The organism is Porphyromonas sp. oral taxon 275, assembly GCF_018127745.1.
Lineage (GTDB): Bacteria > Bacteroidota > Bacteroidia > Bacteroidales > Porphyromonadaceae > Porphyromonas.
Genome location: NZ_CP072333.1, coordinates 197,120 through 211,509, shown reverse-complemented (window position 1 = coordinate 211,509; position 14,390 = coordinate 197,120). Strand labels below are relative to the sequence as shown.

Below are 14,390 nucleotides of genomic sequence, written 5' to 3'. Positions count from 1 at the left end.
ACATTGTGTTTAGAATTAGTTACATGAGTATCCTAGCTCTCCGCCGCACTCCTCTGGGTATGGCGAGTGCTAGGGGCTAGCTATGCCTCAAAGGTACAAAACTTTCCGTACCATACTAGCACCAAGTAGGCTTCCCTTATTTGGAGCCAAGGCCGAGCACGATGCCAAGTCTTTACGGGGCTGGATAGGCAGGGCTAAGGCGTACGATCCAGCGGCAGGGAGAGCAAAGGGGAGGGAGGACGGCGAGTAGGACGAGGATGCGCGCAAAGCAGCGGGGCGGGGAGCCGCGATCGATGCCCCCAAAAAGCCGTACTTTTGTACTCATAAGGACGTTAGTTAGTATAAAGAAGCATAGCAGCAGGCATCAAGCATAGGAGCATTATGAGCCACACGATCAGCGAAGAGGCCGCCGAGGCGCAGCATCACGAGCACGGGGACGAGCTTTGTCCTAGCCAGCAGCATAGCCACGCGCATGAGGCGGAGCACTGTCACGGGCACCAGCACGGTCCTCAGCACGCGGGCGAGCACTGTCCCAGCCAGCAGCATAGCCACCAGCACGCGGGCGGGCAGTGCCCTAGCCTGCAGCAGAGCCACGAGCATGAGGCAGGGCAGGGACACAGCCATCGTCATCACGGGCACGGCCATCACCACCATCACCATCATCACGAGGCGGAGGGGAATATCTTCCTGGGCTTCGTGCTGAACCTCTTCTTTGCCCTCGTGGAGCTCATCGGTGGGCTCTACACGGGGAGCGTGGCTATCCTATCGGATGCGCTGCACGACTTCGGTGACTCCTGTTCGCTGGGCGTAGCCTGGTATCTGGAGCGTCTCTCCAAGAAGGGTCGAGACCAGAACTTCAGCTACGGCTACAAGCGCTTCTCCCTGCTGGGCGCCTTGCTCATCTCCATCATCCTACTGGTGGGCTCGATCTTCGTCATCGCCGAGTCCATCGAGCGCATCATCACCCCGAGTGAGCCACACGCGGGGGGGATGTTCGTCCTCTCCCTCTTCGGCCTCGCGGTCAATGGCTATGCGGCCTGGCGTATGATGGGCGGTAGCTCGCTCAACGAGCGTGCCATGCGCTTGCATCTGATGGAGGACGTGCTGGGCTGGGTGGCGGTACTCGTCGTCAGCGCCGTCATGTACTTCGTCGACCTGCCCATCCTTGACCCCCTCCTCTCGCTCTGCATCACGGGCTGGGTACTGTACAATGTGTACTTCAATCTCAGGGACAACCTCCGCATCTTCCTCCAAGGGGTGCCCGAGGACGTCGATAGCGAGGAGCTCGTCGAGGAGGTGCTGCGCCTGGAGGGCGTGCTGTCCGTGCACGACGTGCACCTCTGGACGCTCAACGGCGAGCAGCACATCGGCACGCTACACCTCGTCTACGACTGCGAGCGCCTGACCAAGCCGCGCCAGCTCGCCGAGCTCAAGGAGGCCGTGCGCCAGCTGGCGACGGCGCGCCTAGTGAGCCACCTGACGATCGAGCTCGACCCCAAGGGCTGCAGCTGCGGCCTGGAGCAGTGCTGAGGCTCCGCCCCTAGACAACGACGCGATATATCCCCCAAATGAATCCCAAGCTATATCTACCCCTAGCGCTCCTGGTGCTAGGGCTCCCAGCGCCTGCACTGGCGCAGCAGCCCCAGTCCAAGGCCCTAGACCCCTACGCCGTACGGGAGGTCGAGACGATCCCCGACGAGATCAAGATGGTACGCGGTGACAAGCTCCGCGCCTACCGCCTCATCCCCGAGGTGGGACGCACCGCCCGCGTGCAGATGCCCGACACCCTGACGCACTACACCTACGAGTATATCAGTCCCGAGTACCGCAGCCTAGGGGTAAGCTATCAGGGGAATATGAGTTCGCTCTGGCAGAGCAAGTACTTCTTCGCCCGCCCGCAGGGCGTCAGCGACTTCTTCTACGTCGATGGCTACCACGGCATGCTCTACACGCCGAGCCAGGTGCGCTTCTACGACACCAAGACGCCCTTTACCCTCGTGCGCTATCAGAAGAACTTCGCCACCAACGAGGCCGAGGACGTGCTGGCAGCTGACTTCGGCGTCAACCTCGGTCGCAGGCTCAACCTCGGCGTGAACTTCGACTACCGCAACGCCCTCGGCTACTATACCTATAATAGGAGCAAGGACGCCCGCTACCGCGTCTTCACCAGCTACCGCGGTGACCGCTACGAGCTCTACGCCTACGTAGCCAACGACTACTACAAGCAGGAGGAGAACGGTGGGATCACCAATGCCGACTACATCAACAACCCCGAGCGCTATACCAACGGACGCACGCGCATCAGTGCCAAGGACGTCCCCGTGCTGCTGGATCGCAACCTGCACAACCTGCAGCGCCTCGGGCACGCCTTCCTCGCGCAGACCTACCGCTTCGGGAGCTACCAGCGCCGCACAGTACGCGTCCCCGCCCCCAGCACACCGGGGATGGTGGTCGGGAGCGACAGTCTGCAGGTGGACAGCCTCGTCTTCGTCCCCGTCGCAGGCCTCTCGCTGACCAACTACTACACCAAGCACAGCCGTCAGTTCAAGGCCGAGAGCCCTTCCGAAGCCTTCACCAAGGCCTTCGGCACGCCCGTCGTGTCGCACAAGGTAAAGGCTGCCGACGGCACGGAGACGGACCTGACGATGCCGAACGATAGTGCCCAGCTCGCCACGCTGCGCACCACGCTGGCGCTCTCGCTACTGGAGGGCTTCCGTCCCTGGGTCAAGTTCGGCCTCTCGGCCTACCTGAGGCAGGAGAACAACTGGGCTGATCTGCCCGACCGCACGACGCACCGCTACCAGCGCGAGCGCTTCTCCTCGACCTTCGTCGGCGGCCTCATCGAGCGCCGTGAGGGGGAGGGGCTCAACTTCTCGGCACGTGCCGAGCTGGGTGTCCTCGGCCGAGACCTCGGCGCGCTGCGACTCGAGGGGGATGTGCGTACCGCCTTCCGCCTCCTGGGACGCCGCTTTGCCCTCGAGGCTGACGGACTACTGGAGAACGGCGCCCCCTCCTTCTTCGCCGCGCACCACCACGGCACCTATGGCTGGTGGGACAAGGAGCTGGAGTTCACCCGCCGCGTAGAGCTCGGCGCCCGCCTGCACCTAGCCTCCTGGGGCACCAGCGCAGAGCTGCGCACCAGCTCGCTGCAGAACTATCTCTACTTCGACAGCAAGGGCGAGACGCAGCAGTACGGGCCCCTGATCCAGGTGCTAGCCCTGCGTCTACGCCACGCCAGCCGCTGGGGCATGCTGAACTGGGAGCTGGACGCCGCCTATCAGAAGAGCTCCGTAGAGAGCATCCTGCCCCTGCCCGAGCTCTCGGCGGCGGCGGATGTCTACCTGCGCTTCCTCGTAGCGAGCGTCATGCGCATTGACCTCGGGGTCAAGGGCTACTGGCACAGCAGCTACCACGCACCTTACTATCAGCCCACGACGCAGCAGTTCGCACTGCAGACCGAGGGCTATGTCGGGGGGAAGACCGCCCTGGTGAACGCCTATGCCAACTTCCGTCTCAAGCGCGCCCGCTTCTTCCTCGAGATGTACAACGTCGGCGAGGCGCTCTTCTCCAACCCACGCCTCTCCATGCACAAGTACCCCTACGCCCCCATGCACCTGCAGGCTGGCGTCGTCGTGGACCTTAATAACTAGCCCCGCCTATGACGCTCCCCAAGCTCACTCCACGCCTCCTCGGCTACCTCCTGGCGCTGCTGCTGGCCCTCGGACTGATGTACTACCTGCGTCCCAGCGCGGGCACTAGCCAAGCCAGCGAGGAGGCCATAGCGCAGCGCGACTGGCCCGAGATCCAGCGCGAGGGCGTACTGCGCATCCTCTCGGCCTATACAGACGGCGCCATCGAGATCAAGGACGGCCTGCGTACGGGGGCGATCTACGAGCTCGCTAGACAGCTCTCCGACCGCAGCGGCCTCCGCGTGGAGGTCGTCCTGGAGAACGACTGGACGCGCGCCCTCGCGGCACTACGCCGCGGCGAGGTCGACCTCATAGCGCGTCCACTGGCCCATACCTCCGAGGTCGACACCCTCTCCTTCCGTCCCTGGCGTGCCCACAGCGCCGCGCCCCTGTACCTGGTGCAGCGCCGCGACAGCGCCCAGCTGATCCGCCAGCAGCTGGCCCTCGGCGGCAAGACCCTTGTCCTGCCCGAGGGCTCGCCCTACACGCTCTTCGTCCAGCACCTGAGCGAGGAGATCGGCGAGCCCATACACCTCAGCTACGACTCCCTCTACCCGAGCGAACAGCTCGCGATGCGTGTGGCTGCGGGCAGCATAGACTATACGCTGGCTACAGGCCGCGAGGCGGAGCGCTATCGCCAGATCCTCCCCGAGCTCGACTGCAGCCTCCCACTGAGCTACACCATACGCGAGGCCTGGCTCCTGAGGCGTGACGCGCCGCAGCTGGCCGATAGCCTCAGCCGCTGGCTCCCCTAGCCCCTCCCATCCCTGACCCTATTTATTCCCAAAACCCTATGGATACGAAGACAAGCAAAGCAAGCCTACCCCAGGAGTTCACCAAGCGCATCTCCGACTACCTCTACAAGCTCCTCGAGGAGGCCGAGGGCAAGCACCGCCACGGCGAGGGCACCGATGCCAGCTACCGCAGCATGATCGCTAGCCTGGCTGGCGAGCTGCTCAAGGAGTCCGACGAGCCCGCTGCCGCCCTCCCGCTTACCCCAGCCAAGGAGGCCGCCCCCCGCCTGCTGCCCGCCATCGAGACGCGCCGCTCGGCCCGCCGCTATGTAGGCACGCCGCTCACGGGCGAAGAGGTACAGCTGCTACTAGAGGCCGCCCTACGCGCGCCCTCGTCCAAGAACAAGCACACCACACAGTTCGTCCTCGTCGAGGACAAGGCTACCCTCGAGGAGCTGAGCTACATGCGTGAGGGCGGTGCGGGCTTCCTGAGACAGGTGCCCCTGGGCATCGTCGTCCTCGGCTCGCCCATGGAGTGCGAGCGCTGGATCGCCGATGCCTCGCTGGCGGCAGGCTTCATCCAGCTGCAGGCCGAGGCTATGGGTCTAGGCAGCTGCTGGGCGGATGCCTACGGCTGCTACACGGGGGCGGGACAGGAGTCCACCGAGTATGTGCGCAATGTCCTCGGCATCCCCTACCAGCTCGAGGTGCTCTGCATCATCGCCGTCGGCCACCGCGAGCGCACCCCCGAGCCTCGTCCTACCGAGAGCCTCAAGTGGGAGAAGATACACATCGGCCGCTACGTAGCCCCCGAGGAGCCTAGCGAAGTCGCCGAAGCCTAGATGGAGGCACGAAGCCCAGAGCAGCCCCCGCGCATCGTCCTCCTCGGTGCGGGACGGCTGGCGAGCCACCTAGCGCACGCCCTGCTACGCCATCCCGAGGCAGGGACGCTCGTACAGCTCTACAGCCGTAGCCGCACCTCCGTGGAGCGCCTAGCCTCCGAGCTCGCCGAGCTGTACGACACGCGCGGGCTCGCCCGCACCACGGAGCTCACGGAGCTACTGCCCGAGGCGGATATCTACCTCTTCGTCCTGAGCGACGACGCCCTGCCCGAGCTGTGGCGTCAGCTCGAGGGGCTGACGTGTGGCCTATGGGTACACTGCTCGGGTGCTACCCCCCTGGAACGCCTCCTGGAGCACCACACTCAGGGCGCCGTGCTCTATCCGCTGCAGACCTTCAGCCGTGAGCGCGCCGCCGCGGGGAGCTACCTTCCCTTCTACATCGAGGCCAGTGACGCAGAGAGCCTAGCGAAGGTACGACAGCTCGCGGAGCTGCTGGGCGATGAAGTGCACGAGGCTACGAGCCAACAGCGCCTCTACCTCCACCTCGGTGCTGTGCTGGCCTGCAACTTCTCCAACTACCTCGTCCTCGAGGCCGAGCGCCTGCTGGAGCGTGAGGGACTACCGCCCAAGGCGCTGCTGCCGCTACTGGATGAGCTCCTCATGAAGCTGCACACGCTCCCCGCCCGCGAGGCCCTCACGGGGCCTGCCGCTCGGGGGGACGAGGCTACGATGCAGCGCCACGAGCAGCTCCTCACCGGCGAGCCCGAGCTGCAGCAGCTCTACCGCCTGCTCTCCGAGCGCATCCAGCAGCGCCTCCGCTCCTAGCGCCCGCCACGCCACCATACAGCACAGCCCCCTGTCCCACCGAGTGTGGGACAGGGGGCTGTCTCCTATCAGGGTAGGCGGCTCCCCCTCGGGGTGAGGCGGCCTACGCGGGCGAGCTACTTAGCCGCCTTATAGATGAGGTCGAGGCTCTGCTGGATCTCCTCGGGGCTGAGGTTACCGAGCGTCTGCGTCGGGATACCCTCCATAGGGATGAAGAGCACCATGGGGATGCTCTGCACGCGGAAGATCTGGGAGAGCTCGGCATTCTTATCCACGTCGACCTTATAGAAGTCGATCTTGCCCTCGTACTTCTTGGCTACGGCCTCGAGCTTAGGGCCGAGGCTACGGCAGGGGCCGCACCAGGTAGCGTAGAAGTCCACGACGGCGGGGCGCTTGCCCTTGAAGACGAACTTCGTGGGATTAGCCTTATAGTCGTATATGTTGGCGCGCATGAAGGCGGCGTCAATGTGCTTGACGAGCTCCTTCTTGGCCTCGGCAGGCTGGCCAGCCTGCGCCTCGGGCTTCGCCTTCTGCTCCGTGCTGGAGGCCTGAGCCGTGCAGGCCGAGGCGCTCACCAGGCTGAGGGCAGCGAGCCCGAATGCTAGGATCGTTCTTTTCATCTCTGTAGTCAATTAGCGTTCTACTTGGCTATAGAAGCCCTCAAGAGGGCAGATTGTTCATATCGAGGGCCTATTCGCGGCGAAGGGGCATCGTAGAGCAGCGCAGCAGCCCACCCATCTTGGAGATCTCCTGATAGGGTACCTCCTCGACCGTCATCCCCCAGGCGGAGCGCAGATGCTCGTTGAGGCGGACGAAGGAGCGGTCACTGATCAGTGCCTCGGGGCTCAGGGATACGACGTTGGTACTCATGTGGTAGGCCTCGTCGGGCGTCACGCGGAAGAGCTGGTCCTTGCCGAAGATCTCCTCCATCAGCGCCACGTCGCGCTGGTGCATGAAGCCCTCGGGATAGATCAGCGCACGTCCTCGGGAGATGGGCTGGAAGGCGCAGTCCAGATGCAGCACAGACTGGCGGGGATCGTGGTCATGCTTACGCAGCTCGATGGGGATGATCTGCTTGTGCGGGAAGCGCTCGCGGAACCAGTCCAGCGCATAGTGATTGGTGCGTGCCGTCTTGTAGCTCGAGTAGTCCTCCCCGAGGTAGGTGCCGACGAAGATGATGTCATCGTAGAGCAGGATGTCCCCCCCCTCGGTGTGTACCCGCTCGGGCAGGGTCTCGAGGTGTCCCTCAGCGATGCGGGGGAAGACAGAGCGCCCGAAGGCCTCGGTCTCGAGCCCGCGATCGGGGATGAGATTGGAGATGAAGAGCGTGTCCTCGATGGTGAAGGCGACGTCGCGGGCGAAGACTTGATTGTAGTCCTCTAGCGGCGCGGGGCGAAGGACCTCGACGCCGTAGCGCTCGAGGACTGCCAGCACAGCATCCATCTCGTGGATGATATCCGCCTGGCTGGGGAAGCAGCCGAGCTGCACCGCCTCGTAGCTCTTGGCATCGTAAGTCTCTTGGAGGGTGGGGATGGGCCCTATGTTATAGGGGAGACCGAGGACGACGGTCTTGAGTCGTCCCGTCTCGTTGGTCACGTGTGGAAGTATACGTTCCATAACAGCTGAGTGTATGAGTAGCCAGCCCCACAGCGGGGCGGCTAAGACAAAGATACTCATTCCCCTGCAGTCTACACAGCCTCCGTCCAGCTCACTCGGGGTAAAGAAAGAGCGGTCATCCATCCCGTGGGATAGATGACCGCCTATAAGGGACTCCGATGAGGACGCTTGTACTTCGCAGCCCTCGGGAGCTAAGGAATTGTCTTCCTACTTCTTGCGGTTGCCGTAGCGGCTCATGAACTTGTCTACGCGACCAGCCGTGTCGACCAGCTTTGCCTTACCCGTGAAGAAGGGGTGCGAGGTGCTGGAGATTTCGACCTTGATCAGGGGATACTCTACGCCGTCGACCACGATGGTTTCCTTGGCAGCCATCGTAGAGCGCGTGATGAAGATGTCTTCGTTAGACATGTCCTTAAATACTACAGGACGGTAGTTCTCAGGATGAATTCCTTTCTTCATTATCTTATAACGTTATAATAAGTTCTTTTTGCCTTTAGTCTCTGTTGGTTGGTAACCGTATAATGAGCGTTAATGGACTACAAAGGTAGCAATAATATCTCACACCCCCATACCTTGTCCGAGCGCGCTCCCTCTAGTCTCCGCCCCTACGCCCCCACCGCTCGAGGCTAAGTCCCCCCACGCCTCGGAGCTCAAGCCGCTACAAGTCTGAGGCCCGCCCCTCCACAATTCGCACCGCAGCCGTACCCTACCGCGCCGCGCCTCCAGGCGAGCCTAAGCCACAAGCCCCAGCCTCTTCGAGCCAAGCCCCCGCTATCCAGCCTCAATCCTCAGCCCTAGCCAGCCCCAATACCCAGCCACTATAATAGGAACGCGCGCGAGGCCTTCCCCACGGGCGCCCCCATCGCCCTACACTCGCTGCTTTCAGCACGAGGGCAAGCTCCCCCCTTATCCCTCAAGGTGCTGACGGATATCCCTGACGGTGCTGACGGATACCCATCAAGGAGCTTACCGATATCCATCAAGGAGCTGACGGATATCCCTCAGCGTGCTGCTAGCTAGGCCGCAGCACACTGCTTCTCGGCTCACAAGATGACAAGATACGCTTCGCACACACCTAGCCTCTTAGACTAGCGGCCTTCAGCCCCAGCGGGGCGACGCATCGTAAGACACACTTCGCACACCTATCACCACCTAGATCCGAGGCCTTAAGCCCCAACGGGGCGACCTATCCAAAGCTCAGGGTGCGTAGCCCTGTAAGGGCGACCAAACCCTGGGTAACTTGGGTCAAACAAAGATAGAGCCCTGCAGGGGCGATCCTTCAATCGGCCCTAGCACGCCAGCGCAAGGGCACCCCCACCCTGGTCACCTCGATGGGTCGCCCCTGTAGGGCTCATTTGCATAGAGGGGCGACTGACCCAGGGTTTGGTCGCCCTTACAGGGCTACGACCCTGGGCTCTGAGCGGGTCGCCCCGCTGGGGCTTGCACGACGGTTCTTCTTCTACAAGGGAAGGGAGGAGCGGCGAGGGAGGCGGGAGGCCGTCCACAACGGGGATGAGGGGCGTACTTGCAGGAGTAGAAAAGTCTTCGTACCTTTGCAAGCGCAAACGGAGGCCGTCATGGCCGCACACTGGGGCCTATAGCTCAGCTGGTTTAGAGCACCTGCCTTACAAGCAGGGGGTCATAGGTTCGAATCCTATTGGGCCCACCACAGCGTGAACGGATGCAAGACACAAGACAAACGAGGGCCTATAGCTCAGCTGGTTTAGAGCACCTGCCTTACAAGCAGGGGGTCATAGGTTCGAATCCTATTGGGCCCACACCTCAGCGCACTTCGCCTAGAGAGCGAGCGCAAGCCATCCACAAGGGAGGGAGTAGTGATCAGAATGGTCGCTACTCCCTCTCCTTTTTCCTTTTGGGGGCTTCGGAGCAAAGACGTATCTTTGTGAACTAAATTAGAGGTAGTAGTAGACGTGTTCAAGATATTAGACCGATACATATACAAGACCTTCCTGCCCCTCTTCGCGATGAGCCTGGTGGTATGCTGGTTCCTCGTCGTCATGCAGTTCCTGTGGCGCTATGTGGACGAGCTCGTGGGCAAGGGCATGGGTATGTTCGTACTCGGCAAGATTATCTTCTACGCCGCCTTCACCTTCCTCCCGATGGCCATGCCGCTGGGCATCCTACTGGCCTCACTCATGACCTTCGGCAACCTCGGTGAGCGCCTCGAGCTGCTCTCAATGAAGGCTGCGGGCATGCCTCTCTACCGCATCATGCGCCCCCTCTTCCTGCTGGTGGCGGCGATGTCGGCGGGGCTCTTCTTCTTCCAGAACGACTTCATGATCAACGCCCAGGTGCAGATGTGGAACCTCGTGCTCTCGGCCAAGACGGCCGCCCCCGAGCTCGAGATCCCGCCTGGCATCTTCTATACCGGCATCCCAGGCTATAGCCTCTACGCCAAGGAACGCCTCCCCGAGAACGGGCAGCTGCGCCAGCTGATGGTCTACGACATGAGCAAGGGCTACCTCAACCCGCGTATCATACGTGCCGACTCAGGGCGTCTGGTGATGGACAAGAGTAAGAAGTTCCTCGTCCTCAAGCTCTACAATGGACAGAGCTATGAGAACCTCCGCGCCCAGACCTATAATACCTCGACGGAGCCTGTGCCCTACATGCTCCCGCACTTCGCCTACAGCGAGACCTTCATCCCCTACAATGCCAACTTCAGCGTCCAGGACGAGAAGCAGCTCGGCGGGCTCTACATCACGAAGAACCTCGCCCAGCTCAGCAAGGCCATCGACTCGACAGCCTTAGTCATCGACAGCACCCGCAGCTACTACGCTACAGCCGTGACGCGCGATCTAGCGGCAGCACACTATCAGGGCTTCAGCTACCCAGCCCTCGACAGCGCCGATGAGCGGCGCCGCCACGAGGAGCTGCAGCGCCTCAGCGAGCGCATGGCGGGCAGCACGATCAACGGGGATAGTCTCCTGGAGCTCACGACCCTCGGCGACAGCCTGCGTATCGTGACGGGGGCGCTGAACCGACTGGAGCAGCAGCAGGGGCAGGCGAGCTACTTCCGCGACGACGACGAGGCGACCTTCTACGCCTACCGTACCTTCCGCCAGGAGTGGCACCGCAAGTTCACCACCTGCGTGGCCTGCCTGATCTTCTTCCTCATCGGAGCGCCACTGGGGGCCATCGTGCGCCGTGGCGGCATCGGGATGCCCGTGATCGTCTCGATCTTCTTCTTTATCATCTACTACAGTATCGACTCGCTGGGGACGAACATGCTGCGCAGCGGTGACCTGCCCGTATGGCTAGGGATGTGGCTGAGCAACATCGTCCTGCTCCCCGTCGGGATCTACCTCAGCTATCAGGCCAACCGCGACTCCGCCGCGCTCAATGCCGAGGCCTACCTCATCTTCTTCCGCCGCCTCATGGGTACCCTCGGCGTGCGCCAGGTCGTCTATCAGGACCTCACCCTCGAGGAGACGGACTACAAGGAAGGCATGCGGCACATCACCAAGGCGCTCGCACTGACGAAGGAGCTACGCCAGTCGCCTCAGCTAAGCGCCCCGACACCCAAGCTGTGGCTCCAGGGCGGGCGCTTCCCCGAGCTGGAGCAACTCAGCCAGCAGCTCGACCAGATCGTCGAGGGGCTGCATCACTCCCGTGATCGCCTCCTCGTGGGCAAGCTCAATGACCTGCCCCTACTGCCCGACAGGATCTCGCGCTTCCTCCCCAGGCGTCAGCTCTACGCCCGTATCCTAGGAGCCTTGCTCCCGCTATCCCTGCCGCTATCCCTACTGATACGCAGCAATAGACGCCACCTCAAGGGCGACCTCGACACCACCTACTACAGCCTGCAGACCCTCAGCGAACTGACGGCGAAGGCCGCTTCGCGCGAGGCTGAGGCCAAGCTCCCCCCAGTCCAAGACGAACCATCCCCCACCACGGAGGACCATATATATAGTATGCAATGAGTGACATCAAGCTAAACACGATAGAGGAGGCCCTCGAGGACTTCCGTAACGGCCAGTTCGTCATCGTCGTCGATGACGAGGATCGAGAGAACGAAGGCGACTTCATCATCGCGGCCGAGAAGGTCACGCCCGAGAAGGTCAACTTCATGATGCGCTACGGCCGAGGCGTCCTCTGCGCCCCCATCACCGAGGAGCGCGCCGCAGAGCTCGAGCTCGAGATGCAGGTCCCGAACAATACCTCCGTGCATGAGACCCCCTTCACCGTCACCGTCGATCGCCTCGGCAAGGGTTGCACCACGGGCGTCTCTATGTATGACCGCGCCCAGACCATCCTGGCTCTAGCCGACCCCACGATCACGCCAGGGGACCTGGCTCGCCCCGGGCACGTCTGTCCGCTACGCGCCCGCAGCAAGGGCGTCCTACGCCGCGCGGGGCACACCGAGGCCGCCGTGGACCTAGCGCGCCTAGCGGGGCTACAGCCCGCCGCAGCCCTCATCGAGATCATCAACGACGATGGGACGATGGCGCGCCTGCCCCAGCTCTGGGAGATCGCCCAGCGCTTCGGCCTGAAGATCATCACCATCAAGGACCTCATCGCCTACCGCCTGCGCACCGAGAGCATCGTAGAGCGTGGCGAGGAGGTACTGATGCCCACACAGTGGGGACAGTTCCACCTCATCCCCTTCCGACAGAAGAGCAACGGCCTCGAGCACATCGCCCTGCTGAAGGGCGACATCGCTAGTGGCGAGCCCGTACTGGTGCGCGTCCACTCCAGCTGCGCCACAGGGGATATCTTCGGCTCTATGCGCTGCGAGTGCGGCGAGCAGCTGCACAAGGCCATGGAGCTCATCGAGAAGGAGGGCCGCGGCATCGTCGTCTACCTCAACCAAGAGGGCCGTGGCATCGGTCTGATGGAAAAGATACGCGCCTACAAGCTCCAGGAGGAGGGCCTCGACACCGTCGATGCCAACCTCCACCTCGGGCACAAAGCCGACGAACGTGACTACGGCGTCGGGGCGCAAATCCTCCAGCAGCTCGGCGTCCGCCAGATGCGCCTGATGAGCAATAACCCCATCAAGCGCGTCGGCCTCGAGGGCTACGGCCTTCAGGTCGTGGAGAGCGTCCCGCTCGAGGTCCAGCCCAACGAACACAACGCCTTCTACATGCAGACCAAGAAGGACCGCATGGGGCACATCCTGCACAAGGTCAAATAAGAGCACAACCCTAATCCCATAAGCATCATGGCTATACTCGTAAACGAAGTATCTCGTACCTTCGGGGAGTACCTCCTCATCCCTGGGCTCACGACGCGCGAATGCACGCCGCAGAACGTCTCGCTACAGACCCCGCTCGTGCGCTTCGCCCGTGGCCAGGAGTCACGCATCCGACTCAACATCCCCTTCGTCTCGGCGATCATGCAGTCGGTATCCAATGACACGCTGGCCATAGAGCTGGCACGCAACGGGGGGCTCTCCTTCATCTTCGGCTCGCAGCCCATCGCAGAGCAGGCCGAGATGGTACGCCGCGTCAAGAAGTTCAAGGCGGGCTTCGTCTCCAGCGACTCCAATATCCGCCCCGATGCTACCCTACGTGAGGTGCTCGCCCTACGCCGCCAGACGGGACACTCCACCATAGGTGTCACCGAGGACGGCAGCCCCAACGGCCGTCTCCTCGGCATCGTCACCAGCCGCGACTATCGCCTCGGGACGACGCCCGAGGATGCCCGCGTCGAGGACTTCATGACACCCTTCGCCAAGCTCAAGGTCGGCCGCCTCGGCATCTCGCTCAAGGAGGCCAACAACATCATCTGGGAGCATAAGCTCAATACCCTGCCCATCATCGACGAGCACGACAAGCTCGTCTACCTCGTCTTCCGTAAGGACTACGACGACCACAAGGAGAACCCCGTGGAGCTATCCAATAAGCACACCAAGGAGCTGCTGGTCGGTGCCGGGATCAACACCCGTGACTTCCGTGAGCGCGTCCCAGCGCTCGTCGAGGCAGGTGCCGACGTGCTGTGCATCGACTCCTCGGACGGCTACTCAGAGTGGCAATATGACACGCTGCGCTGGATCAAGGACACCTATGGTGACCAGGTGCTCGTCGGTGCGGGGAACGTGGTCGATGAGGAGGGCTTCCGCTACCTGGCGGACGCTGGTGCGGACTTCGTCAAGGTCGGTATCGGCGGTGGCTCCATCTGCATCACCCGCGAGCAGAAGGGGATTGGCCGCGGTCAGGCTACGGCCATCATCGACGTGGCTCAGGCTCGTGACCGCTACTTCGAGGAGACGGGCCAGTACATCCCCATCTGTAGCGACGGCGGGCTGGTACACGACTACCACATGACGCTGGCCATCGCTATGGGTGCGGACTTCCTGATGATGGGCCGCTACTTCGCCCGCTTCGACGAGTCGCCCACGCGCAAGCTCAAGATCGGGAACAACATCGTCAAGGAGTACTGGGGCGAAGGCTCGAACCGCGCTCAGAACTGGCAGCGCTACGACAGTGGCGGCACCGACGGCCTCAAGTTCGAGGAGGGCGTCGATAGCTATGTCCCCTATGCTGGGAAGCTGAAGGACAACCTAGCGGTAACGCTCGGCAAGATGAAGGCCACGATGTGCAGCTGCGGGTCGACGACGCTGCAGCAGTTCCAGCGCACGGCCAAGATCACGCTCGTCTCCAGTACCTCCATCGTCGAGGGCGGGGCACACGACGTCATCCTCAAGGATAGAGGCTAGG

At 62.6% G+C, this 14,390-nt stretch carries 11 protein-coding genes and 2 tRNA genes; 10 read left to right on the top strand and 3 right to left on the bottom strand.

The features are described 5' to 3' along the window. The first annotated feature begins 381 nt into the window (after nucleotides 1-381). The 5 genes from J4862_RS00825 to J4862_RS00805 are packed head-to-tail and all read left to right on the top strand — an operon-like array spanning nucleotide 382 to nucleotide 6,090. Nucleotides 382-1,530 (top strand): cation diffusion facilitator family transporter, encoded by a 1,149-nt coding sequence (locus J4862_RS00825; protein WP_211788859.1) that lies wholly within the window; start codon nucleotides 382-384, stop codon nucleotides 1,528-1,530. A 38-nt stretch (nucleotides 1,531-1,568) separates the two neighbouring features. After that, nucleotides 1,569-3,650 (top strand): putative porin, encoded by a 2,082-nt coding sequence (locus J4862_RS00820; RefSeq protein ID WP_211788858.1) that lies wholly within the window; start codon nucleotides 1,569-1,571, stop codon nucleotides 3,648-3,650. Nucleotides 3,651-3,658: 8 nt separating this feature from the next. Further along, nucleotides 3,659-4,444, top strand: a complete 786-nt coding sequence (locus tag J4862_RS00815; RefSeq protein WP_211788857.1) for a transporter substrate-binding domain-containing protein — start codon at nucleotides 3,659-3,661, stop codon at nucleotides 4,442-4,444. 38 nt (nucleotides 4,445-4,482) lie between these two features. Continuing rightward, a complete protein-coding gene (locus J4862_RS00810) occupies nucleotides 4,483-5,265 on the top strand; it encodes a nitroreductase family protein (protein WP_249107430.1) in 783 nt (260 codons plus the stop codon). Continuing rightward, complete coding sequence (locus tag J4862_RS00805) at nucleotides 5,266-6,090, top strand: Rossmann-like and DUF2520 domain-containing protein (RefSeq protein WP_211788856.1); 825 nt, start codon at nucleotides 5,266-5,268, stop codon at nucleotides 6,088-6,090. It abuts the gene before it with no gap. A 116-nt stretch (nucleotides 6,091-6,206) separates the two neighbouring features. Here the strand turns inward: J4862_RS00805 and J4862_RS00800 are convergent, their stop codons facing one another. The 3 genes from J4862_RS00800 to J4862_RS00790 form a co-directional block, all read right to left on the bottom strand. Further along, on the bottom strand, nucleotides 6,207-6,710 hold the full coding sequence (locus J4862_RS00800) for a thioredoxin domain-containing protein (protein WP_211788855.1): 504 nt from the start codon (nucleotides 6,708-6,710) through the stop codon (nucleotides 6,207-6,209). 70 nt (nucleotides 6,711-6,780) lie between these two features. Further along, nucleotides 6,781-7,707, bottom strand: a complete 927-nt coding sequence (locus J4862_RS00795; RefSeq protein ID WP_211788854.1) for a dimethylarginine dimethylaminohydrolase family protein — start codon at nucleotides 7,705-7,707, stop codon at nucleotides 6,781-6,783. 207 nt (nucleotides 7,708-7,914) lie between these two features. Then, the gene (locus J4862_RS00790; RefSeq protein ID WP_211788853.1) at nucleotides 7,915-8,166 is read right to left on the bottom strand and encodes a type B 50S ribosomal protein L31; all 252 of its coding nucleotides are present in this window, start codon (nucleotides 8,164-8,166) and stop codon (nucleotides 7,915-7,917) included. Between the two features lie 1,132 nt (nucleotides 8,167-9,298). On the opposite strand from J4862_RS00790, the gene J4862_RS00785 reads away from it, so the two are divergent. From J4862_RS00785 to J4862_RS00765, 5 genes are all read left to right on the top strand, one after another. Next, nucleotides 9,299-9,376: transfer RNA gene (locus tag J4862_RS00785), tRNA-Val, on the top strand. 34 nt (nucleotides 9,377-9,410) lie between these two features. After that, nucleotides 9,411-9,485: transfer RNA gene (locus J4862_RS00780), tRNA-Val, on the top strand. A 153-nt stretch (nucleotides 9,486-9,638) separates the two neighbouring features. Then, nucleotides 9,639-11,651: an LptF/LptG family permease gene (locus tag J4862_RS00775; RefSeq protein ID WP_211788852.1), complete on the top strand. Its 2,013-nt coding sequence runs from the start codon at nucleotides 9,639-9,641 to the stop codon at nucleotides 11,649-11,651. After that, nucleotides 11,648-12,865: a bifunctional 3,4-dihydroxy-2-butanone-4-phosphate synthase/GTP cyclohydrolase II gene (locus J4862_RS00770; protein WP_211788851.1), complete on the top strand. Its 1,218-nt coding sequence runs from the start codon at nucleotides 11,648-11,650 to the stop codon at nucleotides 12,863-12,865. The genes J4862_RS00775 and J4862_RS00770 overlap by 4 nt, the downstream gene beginning before the upstream one ends. Before the next feature lie 27 nt (nucleotides 12,866-12,892). Next, nucleotides 12,893-14,389, top strand: coding sequence for an IMP dehydrogenase (locus J4862_RS00765; protein ID WP_211788850.1), 1,497 nt, complete (start codon nucleotides 12,893-12,895; stop codon nucleotides 14,387-14,389). The last annotated feature ends 1 nt before the right edge of the window (nucleotide 14,390 follow it).